Origin of the sequence: Pseudomonas agarici (assembly GCF_001543125.1) — a bacterium.
GTDB lineage: Bacteria > Pseudomonadota > Gammaproteobacteria > Pseudomonadales > Pseudomonadaceae > Aquipseudomonas > Aquipseudomonas agarici.
Window position 1 is genome coordinate 4151451 of the sequence record NZ_CP014135.1, and the last position, 18601, is coordinate 4170051.

Genomic DNA, 18601 nt, shown 5'->3' on the forward strand with positions numbered 1-18601 from the left:
CAATGCCGCACATTTTGATCGTCGAAGACGAAACCATTATCCGCTCTGCCTTGCGTCGTCTGCTGGAGCGCAATCAGTACCAAGTCAGCGAAGCCGGCTCGGTGCAGGAAGCCCAGGAGCGCTTCAGCATCCCCTCGTTCGACTTGATCGTCAGCGACCTGCGCCTGCCCGGCGCGCCGGGCACCGAGCTGATCAAGCTCGGTCAGGGCACGCCGGTGCTGATCATGACCAGTTACGCCAGCCTGCGTTCGGCTGTGGACTCGATGAAGATGGGCGCGGTGGACTATATCGCCAAGCCTTTCGACCACGACGAGATGTTGCAAGCCGTGGCCCGCATCCTGCGCGACCGCCAGCACAACCAGGGCGCGCCGGCGGAGCGGGGTGCCAAGGGCACCGGCTCGGCAGAGAAATCAGGCACTGATAACAGCAATGGCGAGATCGGCATCATCGGCACCTGCGCGCCGATGCAGGACCTCTACAGCAAGATCCGCAAGGTCGCGCCCACCGACTCCAACGTGCTGATCCAGGGCGAATCGGGGACCGGCAAGGAACTGGTAGCCCGCGCTTTGCATAATCTGTCCAAACGCGCCAAGGCCCCGATGATTTCGGTGAACTGCGCGGCCATTCCGGAAACCCTGATCGAGTCCGAGCTGTTCGGTCACGAGAAAGGCGCGTTCACCGGTGCCAGCGCCGGACGCGCCGGCCTGGTGGAAGCTGCCGACGGCGGTACACTGTTTCTCGACGAAATCGGCGAACTGCCGCTGGAAGCCCAGGCGCGCCTGCTGCGGGTATTGCAGGAAGGCGAGATCCGCCGGGTCGGCTCGGTCCAGTCGCAGAAGGTCGATGTGCGCCTGATCGCCGCCACCCACCGCGACCTCAAGAGCCTGGCCAAGATCGGCCAGTTCCGTGAAGACCTTTACTACCGCTTGCATGTGATCGCCCTGAAACTGCCGGCGCTACGTGAACGCGGCGCCGACGTCAACGAGATCGCCAAGGCGTTCCTCACCCGTCAGAGTACCCGTGTCGGGCGCACCGATCTAAAGTTCGCTCCGGATGCCGAACAAGCCATCCGTCATTACTCATGGCCAGGTAACGTCCGGGAACTGGAGAATGCGGTCGAACGGGCAGTGATTTTGTGCGAAAGCCCGGAAATCTCGGCTGAACTGCTGGGCATCGACATCGAACTGAGCGATCTGGAAGAAGACCATTTCGTTGGCCTGGCGCCACAGCCGACCACGAGCGGTAACACCAGCCACGAACCCACCGAGGACCTGTCGCTGGAAGACTACTTCCAGCACTTCGTCCTGGAGCATCAGGACCACATGACCGAGACCGAGCTGGCGCGCAAACTCGGAGTCAGTCGCAAGTGCCTGTGGGAACGGCGCCAGCGCCTGGGAATTCCACGGCGCAAAACCGGAGTGGCCAGCGAAAGCTGAACGAGGACTCAGTTCTCCAGGCCCCTCCCCGAAAAATGAAAAAACTGTTACCCCAGTTTTTTCGCGTAACAAAAGCCGGGTCTATCGGTAACGAAGATCCGGTTTTTTGTACCTGTGAAAAATCGAAAAGCCCTCGAAAGCCCTGGTTTTACTGGACCTCACAAAAGTTGGCACGACACCTGCTATATGTCTTGTACAAGAACAATAACAAGCAATGTACAAGACAATAAAAATAAGACGAATCGACTCACGCACAATAAAAACAACACGGCGGAGGCGCAGCTAACTGATTCTTTTGGAGAGGCGTTGTATTTGGGGCTTGCCCCACGACCAGGCCGAGAACAACAAAAACTGCCCTCAAGGCAGAGCCTGAACTGGTTGGATCCACTGGATCATGACAACACAGCAACCAAAGCAATCCGTTTGCTCTTGACTCCCGATTGGGAGACGTCACAAGCAAAAAAGACTTGTGACATAGGGCGATCAACAAAAACAAAAGCCCGTCACCATAATAAAAAAAGAGCACGCAACTACTTCTGGGGGAGCTTTAGCTCCCCTTGTAGTTTCTGCCATAAAGCTTCTGTTCCACCCGCTAAGGCCCGCCCCATAAGGCTCCGAGCAACTGCACAGCACTGACTGGCGCAGCTTCCTACACCATCCCTCGACTAAATGCTAGAATCTGCGCCCATCATGCGGTCATTCTTCGTGTTGGCCGAATATTCCTTCAAACAGTGCATCCCATGCTGAAGAAGCTGTTCCAGTCATTCCGTTCTCCCTTGCGTCGAACGCAACACAAACGCAGCACCCCTGAAGTGCTCAACAGCGGCCAGCATTCGCTGCAAAAAGCGCAGTTCAGCCGGTATGCGGTGAACATCGTCGAGCGTCTGCAGAGCGCCGGATACCAGGCTTACCTGGTCGGCGGGTGCGTGCGCGACATGTTGCTCAATATCACCCCCAAGGATTTCGACGTCGCCACCAGCGCCACGCCAGAACAAATCCGAGCCGAATTTCGCAATGCGCGGATCATCGGTCGGCGGTTCAAACTGGTGCATATCCACTTTGGCCGGGAAATCATCGAAGTCGCGACCTTTCGCGCCAATCACCCGCAGAACGACGACGAGGAAGACAGCAATCAGTCCTCTCGTAACGAAAGCGGGCGAATCTTGCGCGACAACGTCTATGGCACCCTCGAAGACGATGCTCAGCGCCGGGACTTCACGATCAATGCGCTGTATTACGATCCGGTCAGCGAACGTATCCTCGACTACGCCCACGGCGTACACGACATTCGCAATCGGCTGATCCGCCTGATCGGCGACCCGACCCAGCGCTACCAGGAAGACCCGGTGCGGATGCTGCGGGCCGTGCGCTTTGCCGCTAAGCTGGACTTCGGTATCGAGAAACATACCGTGACACCGATCCGCGACCTGGCGCCGATGCTGTGCGAGATCCCTTCAGCGCGCCTGTTCGAAGAAGTGCTCAAGCTGTTCCTCTCGGGTTATGCCGCCGACACCTTCGAGATGCTGGTCGACCTGAACTTGTTCGAACCGCTGTTCCCCGCCAGCTTCGAAGCCCTGGAACACAATCCGAACTACACCCATACGCTGATCAGCCAAGCGCTGATCAATACCGACCTGCGCATCAAGCAGAACAAGCCGGTAACGCCGGCCTTTCTGTTTGCCGCCTTACTGTGGCCGGCCCTGCCGACGCGGGTATTACACTTGCAAGCCCGTGGTATGCCGCCCATTCCGGCGATGCAGGAAGCTGCTCACGAACTGATCAGCGAGCAATGCCAGCGCATCGCAATCCCCAAGCGTTTTACCCTGCCGATCCGCGAGATCTGGGACATGCAGGAACGCTTGCCACGCCGCAGCGGCAAACGCGCCGACCTGTTGCTGGACAATCCGCGCTTTCGTGCCGGCTATGACTTCCTGCTGCTACGCGAAGCCGCCGGTGAACAGACCGACGGCCTGGGTGACTGGTGGACCGACTATCAGGACGCCAATGACGCTGGCCGCCGCGACATGATCCGCGACCTCAGCGGCAAGGAAGACGTCAGCGGCGCGCCGCGCAAACGTCGCCGCAGCAGTGCCGGCAAGCGCAAGCGTACCGCAGGTTCGGAAGAGTAAGTTGATGGAGCGCGTCTATATCGGCCTGGGCAGCAACCTGGCCGAGCCAGCAGAGCAATTGCGCAATGCCATCAACGCTCTGACACAACTGCCGGACAGCGAGCTGGTAGGCGTCTCAGCGTTCTACCAGAGCGATTCGCTGTTGCCCGGCCAACCGCGCTACACCAATGCGGTGGCGGCGCTCGACAGCCTCTTGCCCCCCCTGACCTTGCTCGATGCACTGCAGGCCATCGAAATCGAGCAGGGTCGCGAGCGTCATGAACGTTGGGGGCCGCGCACGCTGGACCTCGATATTCTGCTATTCGGCGACCGGCTGATCGACGAGCCGCGTCTGAAAGTTCCGCATTACCATATGCAGGCCCGCCCTTTTGTGCTGTATCCGCTGGCAGAACTGGCCCCCGTCGACCTGCGACTGGCCGATGGCCGCACACTGCGCAACTTGCTTGGCGAATGCCCGTTTGTCGGCCTGGAACGACTTTCCCGCTAGGAACGTCACCCTCCCGCAAAAAAGCGCCGATGCGGCAGTCTGGCTGAATCGCATCAGTTACACCGGTAACACCCCCGGCGTAACATTGCGGTAACACATCCGATTGACTTCCCCGGTTCTCCTCACGACTATAGGCGTCCCGTTGCCGCCTCTGCGGCGTTAAAGAGCGCAATCGAGGTTTATAAGCACGACAAAAAAACGTGCGCCTGTATAAATGACGAGCCACGCGCGTTACTCGCAGTAATTTGCACGGAGCCTGAAGAGGATTTTTTCATGCCAGACATTACCCTGACCACCTTGCAAAGCCTCAAGCACAAAGGTGAGAAAATCGCCATGCTGACCTGCTACGACGCCACTTTCGCCCACGCCGCTTGCGCAGCAGGCGTTGAAGTGCTGCTGATTGGCGACTCGCTGGGTATGGTTTCCCAAGGGCATGACAGCACGCTGCCCGTGACAGTGGACGACATCGTGTACCACACCGCCAGCGTCAAGCGTGGTAATCAGGGCGCATTGATTGTCGCCGACCTGCCGTTCATGGCCTACGCCACCGTCGAACAGACATTGCACCACAGTGCTCTGCTGATGCAGGCTGGCGCCAATATGGTCAAGGTCGAAGGGGCCGCCTGGTTGGCCGAGTCCATTCGCCTGCTGGCCGAACGGGGTGTACCGGTCTGTGCGCATCTGGGCCTGACCCCGCAATCGGTGAACATCTTCGGCGGCTACAAGGTCCAGGGCCGTGGTGAAGCCCAGGCCCGGCAAATGCGTGCCGACGCCATCGCCCTGGAGCAGGCCGGCGCCGCCATGATCCTACTTGAGTGTGTACCGAGCGAGCTGGCGGCGGAAATCACCCAAGCAGTCAAAGTACCGGTCATCGGTATCGGCGCCGGTACCGCCACCGACGGTCAAGTACTGGTGCTGCACGACATGCTCGGTCTCTCCATCAGCGGTCGCGTGCCCAAATTCGTGAAAAACTTCATGCTCGGCCAGAGCAGTATCCAAGCGGCATTGGGCGCCTACGTCAGCGAAGTCAAGGCCGTCACCTTTCCAGGCACCGAACACGGGTTTTCGGCATGAATACAGTCAAGACTGTCCGTGAACTACGCGCCGCCGTCGCGCGAGCCCGCTGCGAGGGCAAACGCATCGGCTTCGTGCCGACCATGGGCAACCTGCATGCCGGCCACACCGCCTTGGTCACCAAGGCGGCCCAACGCGTGGATTTCGTGGTGGCAAGCATCTTCGTCAACCCGCTGCAATTCGGCGCTAACGAAGACCTCGACAAGTACCCGCGCACTCTCGCCGCCGACCAGGAGAAACTGCTCCAGGCCGGCTGCAATCTGCTGTTCGCGCCTACGGTCGAGGAGATGTACCCCGACGGTATGGCCGGACAGACCCGGGTCAGCGTCCCGCACCTGTCCGAAGGGCTGTGTAGCGACAGTCGCCCCGGTCATTTCGAAGGCGTGGCCACCGTGGTCAGCAAGCTGTTCAACATGGTCCAGCCCGACCTGGTGGTGTTCGGTCAGAAGGACTACCAGCAGTTGGCTGTGATCCGTGCCCTGGTGCATGACCTGAACATGCCCATCCAGGTGATCGGTGAACCGACCGTTCGGGCTGCCGACGGCCTGGCGCTGTCGTCGCGCAATGGCTTCCTCAGTGAAACCGAACGGGCCGCGGCCCCGGTGCTGTATCACAGCCTGAGCCAGATCGCCGGGTTCATCGAGCAGGGCGAACGTGATTATCCAAAGCTGCTCGCCGAACATACCCGGTTGATCGAAAGTGCCGGCTTGCGCCTGGACTACCTGGAAATCCGCCACGGCCTCAGCTTGCGCCCTGCCACCGCGCAGGACCGCGACGTGGTGATCCTGGTTGCCGCCTTCCTCGGCACCACCCGCCTGATCGACAATCTGCACTTGAGCCTCGACACTCCCGCATGAATAGCGACTGCCCGAGCTCCAGGCTTGAGTCAAACGGTCGCCGTCCGAGTATCTCATGGGCAAATGGACGCGTTCGCAGCCCAGGTCGCTTGATCGGGCCTGCTCGAACCTGAACCCCAAGAGTGCGAAAAAGTATCGAGAAAAGGTCAGACAAAGCCAAGACAGACGCCAGCGCGAGGTTTACTGTAATCGCGCTGCGTCTTCCAAGGTACCGACGCAGGTTGTCGGACACTGCCACTGAATAAAAGCAGGACCTTCCGGGGTTTCTGGTGTCCAAAAAAGTCAAATGTCCAACAGGCAGCTCTCGTAAAAGGAAATCCGCAGCGATGGCGTACTACCGCACTCCTCACGACGTGACCGCCCTGCCCGCCTGGCAGGCGTTGAACCAACACCGCGAAAACATGCACAACTTCAGCATGCGCGAAGCCTTTAATGCCGACCCACAGCGTTTCAATCAATTCACCCTCAGCAGCTGCGGGTTGTTCCTCGACTACTCCAAGAACCTGATTACCAACGAGACCCGCAACCTATTGGTGGGCCTGGCCAATGAAGTCGATCTGCAAGGCGCAATCAAGTCGCTGTTTGCCGGCGAACTGGTCAACGCCTCCGAAGGTCGCCCGGCGCTGCACACCGCGCTACGCCGTCCGGTCGGCGACAAGCTATCGGTCAACGGCGTCAATGTGATGCCCGATGTGCATAAAGTGCTCAATCAGATGACCGAGCTGGTCGGGAAAATCCATGATGGCCTGTGGCGCGGCTACACCGAAAAGCCAATCACCGATGTGGTCAACATCGGTATCGGTGGTTCGTTCCTCGGCCCGGAGCTGGTCTCCGAGGCGTTGCTGTCCTACGCCCACAAAGGCGTGCGCTGCCACTACCTGGCGAACATCGACGGCAGCGAGTTCCACGAGCTGTCGGCGAAGATTCGCGCCGAGACGACCCTGTTTATCGTTTCCTCGAAAACCTTCACCACCCTCGAAACCCTGAAGAATGCCCGTGCCGCCCGTGACTGGTACCTGGCCCAGGGCGGTTCCGAGGCGGAGCTGTACAAGCACTTCATCGCGGTATCGAGCAACAACGCCGCCGCCGTGGCCTTCGGCATCCGCGAAGAGAACATCTTCCCGATGTGGGACTGGGTCGGCGGGCGCTACTCGCTGTGGTCGGCCATCGGCCTGCCGATTGCCCTGGCCATCGGCATGTCGAATTTCAAGGAGCTGCTGTCCGGCGCCTACACCATGGACCAACACTTTCAGAACGCGCCATTCGAACAGAACATGCCGGTGCTGTTGGCCCTGCTAGGGGTCTGGTACGGCAACTTCTGGGGTGCGCAGAGCCACGCGATCCTGCCGTATGATCACTACCTGCGCAACATCACCAAGCACCTGCAACAACTGGACATGGAATCCAACGGCAAGAGCGTGCGCCAGGACGGTAGCCCGGTGTCCACCGATACCGGCCCGGTGATCTGGGGCGGCGTCGGTTGCAACGGCCAGCACGCCTATCACCAATTGCTGCACCAAGGCACCCAACTGATCCCGGCCGACTTCATCGTGCCGATTGTCAGTTTCAACCCAGTGGCCGACCATCACCAATGGCTGTACGCCAACTGCCTGTCCCAGAGCCAGGCATTGATGCTCGGCAAGACCCGCGCCGAAGCCGAAACCGAACTGCGTGAAAAAGGCTTGAGCGAAGCCGAGGTGCAGAAACTGGCAGCGCACAAGGTGATCCCCGGCAACCGTCCGAGCAACACGCTGGTGGTCGAGCGTATCAGTCCTCGTCGTCTCGGTGCCCTGGTGGCGACCTACGAGCACAAGGTCTTCGTGCAGAGCGTGATCTGGGGCATCAACGCCTTCGACCAATGGGGCGTGGAGCTGGGCAAGGAACTGGGCAAAGGCGTCTACAATCGCCTGGTCGGCAGCGAGGAGTCTTTGGCCGACGATGCCTCGACCCAGGGGCTGATCAACTACTTCCGCGGTCGTCATCGCGGCTGACCGGTTGTTGAGATCGTTCCCGCACAAGCGGGAACGATCGATTCTCCCTGACCCCTTGAACCTTCCCGCTACAGGGCGCACCCTTAGGTTTGTCGCAGACAAGAACAAGGAACCGCCATGTTCGATATCAGCACATACCCCAAGGCTGAAGCCGTGCGCCAGGCCGCCCAACTGAGCCAGGCCGACTACCAGCGGCTCTACCGGGACTCCATCGACCACCCCGACACTTTCTGGGCCGAACAGGCCATGCGTTTTCTCGACTGGTCCCGCCCCTGGGACAAGGTCCAGCAATGGGACCTGCGTACAGGTCAGGCGCAATGGTTCGCCGGCGGGCAACTGAATGTCAGCTACAACTGCATCGACCGCCACCTCGCCGAACACGGCGACAGCATCGCGCTGATCTGGGAAGGCGACAATCCTGCCGAATCGGCGCAAATCACCTACCGCAAGCTGCACCACAACGTCTGCCGGTTGGCCAATGTGCTGAAAAAGCGCGGTGTGAAGAAGGGCGATCGCGTCTGCATCTACATGCCGATGATTCCCGAAGCGGCCTACGCCATGCTCGCCTGCACGCGGATCGGCGCTATCCATTCGGTAGTGTTCGGCGGGTTCTCTCCTGATGCCCTGCGCGACCGTATCCTCGATGCCGACTGCCATACTGTGATCACCGCCGACGAAGGCATACGCGGCGGCAAGTACATACCGCTCAAGCAGAATGTCGACAAGGCACTGCTCGGTTGCCCCGGTGTCGATACCGTCCTGGTGGTGGAGCGAACCCAGGGCGAGGTACAGTGGGTCGAAGGCCGCGACCTCTGGTATCACCAGGCCGTGCATGGCGTCAGCGATGACTGCCCGCCCGAGCCGATGGAGGCCGAGGACCCGCTGTTCATCCTCTACACATCCGGCAGCACCGGCCGCCCCAAAGGCGTGCTACACACCACCGGCGGCTATCTGCTGCAAACGGCGATGACCTTCCAGTACGTCTTCGACTATCGCCCTGGCGAAGTCTTCTGGTGCACCGCCGATGTCGGCTGGGTCACCGGCCACAGCTATATCGTCTACGGCCCGCTGGCGAACGGCGCCACCAGCCTGATCTACGAAGGGGTGCCGAGCCATCCGGACAGCTCACGCTTCTGGCAGGTGATCGACAAACACCAGGTCAATATCCTCTACACCGCACCGACCGCCCTCAGGGCATTGATGCGCGAAGGCGACGAACCGCTGAAACGGACCTCTCGGGCAAGCCTGCGCCTGCTTGGCAGCGTTGGCGAACCGATCAACCCGCAAGCCTGGGAATGGTACTTCAACATGGTCGGCGAGCAGCGCTGCCCTATCGTCGACACCTGGTGGCAGACCGAGACCGGCGGCATCATGCTCACGCCACTGATCGGCTCCCAACAGCTCAAGCCGGGCTGCGCTACCCAGCCGATGTTCGGCGTGCAACCCGTGCTGTTGGATGAGCAAGGTCGGGAAATCAGCGGCGTCGGCAGCGGCGTGCTGGCCATCAAGGCCAGTTGGCCGGGGCAGATCCGTAGCCTCTACGGCGATCCACAACGCATGCTCGACACCTACTTCAAGCCCTACCCCGGCTACTACTTCACTGGCGACGGCGCCCGCCGTGACGAAGACGGTCATTACTGGATCACCGGACGGATCGACGACGTGATCAACGTCTCCGGCCACCGCATCGGCACCGCCGAAGTGGAAAGCGCGCTGGTGCTCCACGAAAGCATCGCCGAAGTTGCTGTGGTCGGTTACCCCCACGACCTCAAGGGCCAAGGCATCTACGCCTTTGTCACGCCGATTAAAGGCATCGAGCCGAGCGAGGCCCTCAGCAAAGCGTTGCTGGCCCATGTCAGCCAGGAGATCGGCAGCTTCGCCAAACCGGACCTGATCCAGTGGACACCCGCCTTGCCGAAAACCCGCTCAGGGAAAATCATGCGGCGCATCCTGCGCAAGATCGCCTGCAATGAACTGGACAGCCTGGGTGATACCTCGACCCTGGCCGACCCCAGCGTGGTCGAGGGACTCATCGACAAGCGCCTGAATCAATAACCGGTGGCGGCGAAAGCTACTTTCGCCGCCACCGACCTTGCTGCATGGGCCTGATCCCCGGAAGGCTGGTAAACTCCCGCGCCACATCCCCCAAGGCGCGCTCCATGTCTTCCTTGAATAAGGCGCTGCGCGCCGCCCTCGATCGTCGCCAGGACCTGCTGGCCGAACTTCATACCCAGGGCACCGACTGCTATCGGCTGTTCCACGGCAGCCAGGAAGGTGCCGGTGGCCTGACCGTCGATCGCTACGGCCCGCAACTGTTGGTACAGACCTTCCACCAGACACTGGCGCGCGAAGAGCTGCTCGCCTTGCACGGGACCATCAACCAGTACCTGCAACTGGACACTCTGCTGGTCTACAACGACCGTTCCCGCGGCCATTCGCGGATCGATCGCGAAGACCCGGTCTACCGGGCCGACGAAAGCGCCCTCGCCGACCTGATCGGCCACGAATGGGGCCTCAACTACCGCGTGCGCGGCCGACACGCCGGACAGGATCCACTGCTATTCCTCGACTTGCGCGATGCCCGCGGCTGGGTCAAACAGCACAGCCAGGGCAAAAGCGTCCTCAACTTGTTTGCCTATACCTGCGGCGTCGGTCTGAGCGCAGCCGCCGGCGGTGCCCTGGAAATCTGCAACCTCGACTTCGCCGAAGGTAACCTGGCCGTGGGCCGCGAGAACGGTTTGCTCAACCCGCAACTGCCGGCCATGCAGTTCGTCCAGTCCGACTACTTTCCGGCCATCCGTCAGCTCGCCGGCCTGCCCATCGCCCAGCGTCGCGGTCAGAAGCTGCCGAGCTATCCGCGCCTGGGACAGCGCCAATATGACCTGGTACTGCTCGACCCGCCCGCCTGGGCCAAGAGTGCCTTCGGCACCGTCGACCTGCTGCGTGACTACCAGAGCCTGCTCAAGCCAGCACTGCTGGCCACAGCCGACAATGGCGTGCTGATATGCTGCAACAATCTGGCAAAAGTCAGCCTGGACGACTGGCGCGAACAGGTCTTGCGTTGCGCGGAAAAAGCCGGTCGACCGGTACGCGATTGGCAGGTACTGGCACCGGCGGCTGACTTCCCTTCGTGGGACGGACAACCTCCGTTGAAAACCCTGATCCTCCAACTGTAGGCATGGCGCCAGAGACCCGTCTCTTGAAATGCACCTAGCAACGTAAGTAGCGATGAAAAAAGGCGATTGCTTCGGAACCGCTAACGCGTGCCATACTCCAAAGCACCTCCGACTGAGATAGACGACGCCTCACATGCCCAAAGGATTGAAACGCGCCCTCGGCGCCTTGCTGACCGTCCTCGCGCTGTACACCGTGCTAGGTTTTTTCATCCTGCCGGGCGTGGGCCTGCGTATTGCCAACCAGCAACTGGCGCACTACGCCACGGTGCCTGCCAAGCTCCAGCGTCTGGAGTTCAACCCGTTCAGTCTGGAGTTGACGCTGTGGGGTTTGAACATCGGCGAGCCGGGCCAGGAGCAGGTCGCGTTCGAGCGTCTCTATGTCAATCTGCAGGCCGACAGCCTCTGGACCCAGGCCCTGCACTTGGCCGAAGTCCAACTGGACCAGCCCAAGACTGAAGTGACCTTCAGCAAGGACGGCAGCCTCAACCTCGCCCGGTTGTTCAAGTTGCCCGCCAGCGAACCGACCCCGACCGATCCCAATGCCAAGCCTTTCCCCGTGCGCATCGACCAGATCGCACTGGCTGGCGGCTATCTGCACTTCCAGGACCTGCGTCCGAGCGAACCTATCGAGTTCCTCTATGACAAGATGGATCTGCAGCTGAAAAATCTCAGCACCCTGCCCGACGACGCCGCCGACATGACCTTGGTGGCCGCAGGCCCCGAAGGTGGGCGTATCGACTGGAAAGGCAATGTCAGCCTCGTGCCGATCACCTCCCAAGGCTCGTTGAAAGTCACCGATGGCAAGATGAAGCTCTGGTGGCCCTACGTCCGTGATGCGCTGCCGTTGGACCTCGAAGATGGCATCGTCAATCTCAGCACCGATTACACCCTCAACCTCGCCAAGGACACCGAGCTGCTGCTGAGCAACACGTCGCTCAGCGTCGCACCGTTCGCCATCAAGGCTCCCGATGGCCGGCCCCTGGCGCGCCTGGAGCGGCTAGACGTCAGCGAGACCAGCATCGACCTCGCCAAGCAGCAGGTCGTCGTCGGCAAGATCCGCAGTAGCAAGCTGGAAACCTGGGCAGCCCGTGAAGCCGATGGTCAACTGGACTGGCAGAAACTGCTCGCCAGCCAGCCAGCCAAACCCGCCCCCAAGGAGCCACCACCTGCGACCGCCGATACCCCTGGCGCCGCACCGACTGCACCCAGCAAACCCTGGCAGGTGCTGCTCAAGGACGTACAACTGCGCGACTACCGCATACATCTCGCCGACCGCGCGAACAAAACACCGGTCGCCCTCGATCTCGGCCCATTGAACCTCGACCTGCAGAACTTCGACAGCCTCAATCCATCGCCCTTCAGCCTCAAGTTCGATACCGGACTGGGCAAGCAAGGCAAGGTGCTTGCCAGTGGCGAAGTCAGCTTGAGCCCGATCAGTGCCAAGCTGAAGGTCAAGACCCAGGATATCGACTTGCGAGTGGCCCAAGCCTATGTCGAGCCGTTTATTCGCTTGGAAGTACGCAGCGGCCTGCTCGGCAGCGACCTCGACGTCAACCTGAAAAATATCGACCCGCTGACCTTCAGCGTGACCGGAAGAGCTCAGGTCGATCAACTGCACACCCTCGATACTCTCAAGAGTCGGGACTTCGTGAAATGGCAGAAATTGGCGGTCGACGGCCTGAACTACCAGCACGGCGACAGCCTGTCGATCGACAAAGTCAGCGTGTTCCGGCCCTATGTCCGTTTCATGATCAACGACGACCGTACCACCAACATCGATGACCTGCTGATTCCACAGCCGGCTGGGGGACCTGGCAAATCGACGGCCAAGGCCGCCCCGTCGAACAGCAAGCCACTGGGTATCCATGTCGGCGGCATTGCCATCAACGATGGCTCGGCCAACTTCGCCGACTTCAGCCTCACTCCCAACTTCGCCACCGCCATCCAGCAACTCAACGGCCAGATCGGCACCATCGACAGCCGCCAGGCCAAGCCGGCCAATGTCGATATCAAGGGCAAGGTCGATCGTTATGCACCCGTGACCATCAAGGGCGCGCTCAATCCCTTCGACCCGATGGCCAGCCTGGATATCGCCACCAGCTTCAAACGCGTCGAGCTGACCACCCTGACACCGTATGCCGGCAAGTTCGCCGGTTATCGTATCCGCAAGGGCCGACTCAATCTCGATCTGCATTACCTGATCACCAAGGGCCAGTTGAAGGCCGAGAACAAGTTAGTGGTCGAGCAACTGCAACTGGGCGAGAAAGTCGACAGCCCGGACGCCGTCGATCTACCGATCAAGCTGGCTATCGCCCTACTCAAGGACTCCGATGGCAAGATCTCCATCGAGCTACCGGTTTCCGGCGACCTCAACAACCCGCAGTTCAGCGTCATGCCGATTGTCTGGCAGACCCTGCGTAACCTGGTCGTGCGGGCAGCCACGGCACCCTTCAAGTTCATTGGCGGGCTGATTGCCGGTGGCGATTCCCAGGACCTCAGCAATGTAGCCTTCACCCCAGGCTCCAGCGACTTGAGCAAGGACGCCGAATCGTCCCTGAGCAAGCTAGCCGCCGCCTTGAAGGAACGTCCAAACCTGCGCCTGGAGATCGAAGGCACCAGTGCCCAGGCCAGCGACGGCCCGCTCATCGCCCAGCAACGCTTGGACCGCGAATATCAGGCCACTTACTACAAGATGCTCCAGCGCCGTGGCGACAAGGTCCCGGCACAGGCCTCGTTGTTGCAGGTGCCGGAGGGTGAGAAGGCGCCGATGCTGGAGGGCATCTACCGCAGTCAGCTCAAGCAACAGCCGCCAGCCGAATGGGCGCAATTGAGCCGCGACGAACGCACCGCCAGACTGCGCGACGCAGTACTCAAGAACTGGAGTGGCAACGCCGCATTGCTGCGTAAATTGGGCCAGGAGCGGGCCAGCAGCATCAAGGACTTCCTGGTAGACAAAGGCCAACTGGAAGACACTCGTGTGTACTTCATTGATGCCAGCCTCGGTCAAGCCGAGAGCGATGGCCGCGTCGTCACTCCCTTGCACCTGGATAGCGAATGAGCAGGTTCAAACCTATTCTGTTCGGCCTGGCATGGGCATTGATTGCCAGCCAGGCCCAGGCTGGCTCCTTGCGTTGCGCCAGCCACTTGATCAGCATCGGCGACAGGAAATCGGAGGTTCTGGATAAATGCGGCGAACCACTTTCCCGGGATGTGGTGGGCTATCAACGCAGCGTCGATCGTCGTGTCGAGGTGCAGATCGAAGAATGGGTCTATCCCCAGAGTGGTGGCATGGTCCAGTACCTGCGCTTTGTCGGCGGACGCCTGGAGCGCATCGACAGCAAGCGCGGGAACTGACAACCCGCAGACCCCAACAACACCCTGAAGGAATGACCGGTCAGCGTTCGATGGGCGGTGATGGCGTCCGTGCGGACAGGCTCCACTCCTGTGGCCTACGGGGACCCCGTACAGGGCATCAGTCTTCGCAAGCCCTATATAAAAACAGGTCCCGACGCGTAACGTCGGGACCTGTGGTGGGTCACTCCCTGCGACCCGTCGCCGGAACCTCAAGGTTCAGCAGGTACACTGCAACACCACCTGCTTGACCCTAAAGCGGGTTCCAGCGAAACCGATGAACCTCAGTTGGCTTTCAGGCCATCGGCCGAAACAGCCTGGACGCCTTTGATTTTCTTGGTGATAGCGACAGCAGTGGTTTTCTGCGCTTCAGTCACCGCCACGTCTGATGACAACGACACCACACCCTTGTTGGTTTCGACTTTGATGTCGGTGCCAGGAATGCCTTTTTCAGTCACCAGGTCAGCCTTTACTTTGGTGGTGATCCAAGTGTCGGAGGTCGATTCTTTGGCACGGTCGATTTTGTCGGGATGCGCGACACCGCCGGCAAGCAAGCCGTCAGCCGATACCGCTTTAACACCCTTAATATTCTTGGTGATATTTATAGCGGTGGTTTTCTGAGCATCGGAGATCTTCTCGTCCGAGGACAGGGAAACCACGCCCTGGTTGGTTTCAACTTTTATCTTCGAACCAGGAATACCCTTCTCGGTCAGCAAATCGCTCTTCACCTTGGTCGTGATCCAGGTGTCGGAGGTGGCTTGTTTGGCTTCGGTCACTTCACCGGCAGCCAGAACCATGGGTGCCTGAGAGGTTTGAGCGAAGGCGGTATTGGCCAAGGTCAGGGTCAGAGCGCTGGCAGTGGCTACAGCGATAGCGAACTTCTTCATACAGGTAACTCCTGTTCTTCTGAAAAATCTGCGCCTTAGTCCTGGCGACAGGGTTGTCAATATGATTGCAGGTGCTGTGCCAACCCTCGAAAACAAAGTAAATTTATATAAATCAATAACTTATACAAAATCAAAAAAAGCGCTGTCGTGCATTTTGCATGACTGGTTGCCAAGTAGCATGCAAGTTGCGTGTTTGCGCCCTGAACAGCCCGTTGGGTGTCGTTGTCACCCTAGTTTTCGGTCGAACCAAGCTCGAACACCCTCCGTTGTCGGAGCCGAGCATGCTCGCGAAGAGGCCAGTGAGATCGCCAAACGCCTTGCAGATTTTTCTCAGGCCGTAAAGTCAGCCATTTCAATCTCTTATAGAGACCATTCCTACGCCCTGTAGTCAGGCCGTCCTCTTAATTCCCGGTCTTCGTTCATGGTCCGATGGGCGTCCCTGTTCGCACGGAACGCACCGGCATGACCGACACCTACTGGGCCGCCCGCGAAGGCGATGCCTTGCTGCACACCGCGCCGATGGCCGACCTCCTGGGCGGAGTCCTGGAAATCGCCGCCTCTGTCGCGGTCGGCGCACTGGCCACCACGGCGGTTGTCGCGGCAACGGGTATCACCGTCGCCACCGGTGGGCTGGGCTGCCTCGTACTCGGGAGCGCGGTGGGCATTGCGGTCGGCGTCGGCATGAACCAGACCGGCACCGACGAGGAGGTGAAACAGCTCTGCGACTGGCTAAGCAATGCGCTGTTTCCGCCCACGGTCCAGGCCCATATCACCACCGGCTCGCCCGACACCTTTATCAACGGCAAGCCCGCCGCCCGCGCCGCTGGCAGGATCGGCCCGGTACTGGCCGGCGAGTCCGCTGGCTACCTGGATATCGCCCAGGGCTTCTTTTCCCAGCTATGGCGGCCCACCGTCGCCACCCCCGCGCCCGGCGCCATTCCCAGCCCTTATGATCGCGTGGCCTGCGACAAACACCCGCCGATGCCCCAGGTCTATCTCGCCGAAGGCTCCAGCAAAGTCACCATCAACGGCCAGCCCGCCGTGCGCACGGGTGATCGCAGCACCTGCGAGGCTCGGGTCGGTGCGGTCAACGGGCTGATTTCACCCAATGTGCGCATCGGTGGCGCGCCCGTGGTGATACGCGAAATCCGCAGCGGCAAGCCCCCCGGCGTGGGCCTGGCGGTGGGCACCTTGTTGATGTTGCGCGGTGGCGGCGCGAAGTTTTTCAGCCAATTGCCCTGCATGCTGGTCGGCGGACTGACGTCATGGGGCACCGGCCAGGTCAGCAACGCCCTGAGCGCGGCGATGTCCGGCTCGCCTAACCCGGTCCACGCCGCCACTGGTGCCAAGGTGCTGGGCGGCGAGGACGAGCTCGATTTCGCCTTGCCCGGTTTGCTGCCCCTCGACTGGCAACGCTTCTACAACAGCCGCGATGAACGCCACGACAGTTTGCTCGGCCAGGGCTGGAGCCTGCCGTATGAAATCAACGTGCGCCTCGAAGCCCGTCCCGAAGGCGGCGAACGGCTGATCTACACCGACGAGCAGGCCCGACAGATCGATATGGGCTCAATCCCGCTGGGCCATGCGGTGTTCAGTGCCGGCGAAGGCTTGAGCGTGCGGCGCCACGACAACGGGCAGTTGCTGATCGAGAGCGAGGACGGGCTGTACCGGCTGTTTGAACCGACCCTCGCCGATCCCTCGCGACTGCGCCTGAGCCAGTTGGGCGACCGCAACGACAACCGGCTCTACCTCGACTACAGCAAGTCGGGCACGCTGATTCGCTTGCGTGACACCTTCGACCAAGTCCAGGTGGAACTGATCTACCACAGCCCCCAAGGGCCTCGGCGTATCGGCCAGATCGAACGCCTGTACCCCGATCAAACCCGCGAAGTGCTGGTCAGCTATGACTACGATGCGGCGGGCGACCTGAGTGAAGTTCGCGATGCCACAGGGCAAGTTCAGCGGCGTTTTGCCTATGACGAACACCGGCGCCTGGTCGAACACCAATTGCCCAGCGGCCTGCGTTGTTTCTATCAATGGGCGCTGATCGAAACACAGGAAACACAAGAAACACAGAAAACACAAAAAACACAGGAATGGCGCGTCACCCGGCACTGGACCGATGACGGCGATGACTACCAGTTCGACTACGACCTGGAGGCTGGCATCACACGTATTACCGATGGTTTACGGCGTGTCAGCACCCTCCAGTGGAACCGCCAGTACCAGATCACCGCCTACACCGACCCCCTCGGCCATACCTGGCAATTTCAGTGGAACGACGAACGCCAGCTACTCGGCGCCATTGATCCGCAGGACGGACACTGGCGCTTCAGCTACGACGCCTCCGGCAACCTGTCCACCAGCGAAGACCCATTGGGCCGTATCGACTCCACCCTGTGGCTGGAACACTGGTCGCTGCCCCAAGTGCAAACCGATGCCGCCGGCCAGGCCTGGCAGTACCGCTACGACCAACGCGGCAACTGCCTCAGCGAAACCGACCCGCTGGGGCACACCACCACCTATCGCTACGATGCCTTCGGCCAGGTGGTGGAAATCATCGATGCCACGGGCAAAAGCCGAACCTTGCGCTGGAACGAATGCGGGCAACTGACCTACCACGCCGATTGCTCCGACTATCCCACGGACTTTTACTACGACCGACGCGGCCACCTGTGTACGGTGGCCGATGCCTTTGGCGAACGGGTGCACTACCAACGCGATGCTCAAGGCCGACTGCTGCAAACCGAACGGCCCGTGGACCGCTTCGACCACTACCAGCGCGACGCCCACGGCCAACTGATCGCCCATATCGACGCCGCTGGCGGCAGCACGCGCTACCAGTACAACCGACGCGGCCAGGTACGCCAACGCACCGACGCCCTTGGCCGACAGATCGAATACCACTACGACGCCTATGGCCGCTTGCAGGCACTGACCAACGAGAACGGGGAAAGTTACCGCTTTGCCTGGGATGCCAACGACCGCCGGATCCGCCAACAGGATCTGGACGGCAGCGCCCGGCAGTACAGCTATGACACGCACGACAACGTAGTCGCCATTGAACACTTGCCAGCGCCTCAAGAGGATGGAAGCCCGACTCCGGCTCCTATCGTCCATCAATTGGAACGCGATGCACTGGGTCGCCTGATCGCCAAGATCACCGCCGATGGCCGCACCACCTACAGCTACGACCGGCTGGACCAAGTGACC

At 60.7% G+C, this 18601-nt stretch carries 12 protein-coding genes; 11 read left to right on the top strand and 1 reads right to left on the bottom strand.

The window, feature by feature from the left end:
* Positions 1-2: 2 nt before the first annotated feature.
* The 10 genes from AWM79_RS18295 to AWM79_RS18340 all read left to right on the top strand — a co-directional run bounded on the left by AWM79_RS18295 (position 3) and on the right by AWM79_RS18340 (position 14504).
* The gene (locus tag AWM79_RS18295; RefSeq protein ID WP_060783469.1) at positions 3-1436 is read left to right on the top strand and encodes a sigma-54-dependent transcriptional regulator; all 1434 of its coding nucleotides are present in this window, start codon (positions 3-5) and stop codon (positions 1434-1436) included.
* Between the two features lie 740 nt (positions 1437-2176).
* The gene (locus tag AWM79_RS18300; protein ID WP_060783470.1) at positions 2177-3565 is read left to right on the top strand and encodes a polynucleotide adenylyltransferase PcnB; all 1389 of its coding nucleotides are present in this window, start codon (positions 2177-2179) and stop codon (positions 3563-3565) included.
* 4 nt (positions 3566-3569) lie between these two features.
* Positions 3570-4052 carry a 2-amino-4-hydroxy-6-hydroxymethyldihydropteridine diphosphokinase gene (gene folK / locus AWM79_RS18305; protein ID WP_060783471.1) on the top strand — a complete coding sequence of 161 codons (483 nt, stop codon included), beginning with the start codon at positions 3570-3572 and terminating at the stop codon, positions 4050-4052.
* Positions 4053-4325: 273 nt separating this feature from the next.
* Positions 4326-5126, top strand: coding sequence for a 3-methyl-2-oxobutanoate hydroxymethyltransferase (panB, locus tag AWM79_RS18310; protein WP_060783472.1), 801 nt, complete (start codon positions 4326-4328; stop codon positions 5124-5126).
* Positions 5123-5983, top strand: a complete 861-nt coding sequence (gene panC / locus AWM79_RS18315; protein WP_060783473.1) for a pantoate--beta-alanine ligase — start codon at positions 5123-5125, stop codon at positions 5981-5983. Before panB ends, panC begins: the two co-directional genes overlap by 4 nt.
* 326 nt (positions 5984-6309) lie before the next feature.
* Positions 6310-7974 carry a glucose-6-phosphate isomerase gene (pgi, locus tag AWM79_RS18320; protein ID WP_060783474.1) on the top strand — a complete coding sequence of 555 codons (1665 nt, stop codon included), beginning with the start codon at positions 6310-6312 and terminating at the stop codon, positions 7972-7974.
* Between the two features lie 117 nt (positions 7975-8091).
* Complete coding sequence (gene acs / locus AWM79_RS18325; RefSeq protein WP_060783475.1) at positions 8092-10029, top strand: acetate--CoA ligase; 1938 nt, start codon at positions 8092-8094, stop codon at positions 10027-10029.
* Between the two features lie 104 nt (positions 10030-10133).
* Positions 10134-11150, top strand: a complete 1017-nt coding sequence (locus AWM79_RS18330; RefSeq protein ID WP_060783476.1) for a class I SAM-dependent rRNA methyltransferase — start codon at positions 10134-10136, stop codon at positions 11148-11150.
* A gap of 133 nt (positions 11151-11283) precedes the next feature.
* Complete coding sequence (locus AWM79_RS18335; RefSeq protein ID WP_060783477.1) at positions 11284-14208, top strand: DUF748 domain-containing protein; 2925 nt, start codon at positions 11284-11286, stop codon at positions 14206-14208.
* A complete protein-coding gene (locus AWM79_RS18340) occupies positions 14205-14504 on the top strand; it encodes a DUF2845 domain-containing protein (protein WP_060783478.1) in 300 nt (99 codons plus the stop codon). The genes AWM79_RS18335 and AWM79_RS18340 overlap by 4 nt, the downstream gene beginning before the upstream one ends.
* A gap of 281 nt (positions 14505-14785) precedes the next feature.
* Here the strand turns inward: AWM79_RS18340 and AWM79_RS18345 are convergent, their stop codons facing one another.
* Entirely contained in the window at positions 14786-15388 is a 603-nt protein-coding gene (locus AWM79_RS18345) for a BON domain-containing protein (protein WP_060783479.1), read from the bottom strand.
* Positions 15389-15850: 462 nt separating this feature from the next.
* Between AWM79_RS18345 and AWM79_RS18350 the strand changes: the two genes are divergently transcribed.
* Positions 15851-18601: DUF6531 domain-containing protein (locus AWM79_RS18350; protein ID WP_208599911.1), on the top strand; the 2751-nt coding region annotated here is incomplete at its 3' end.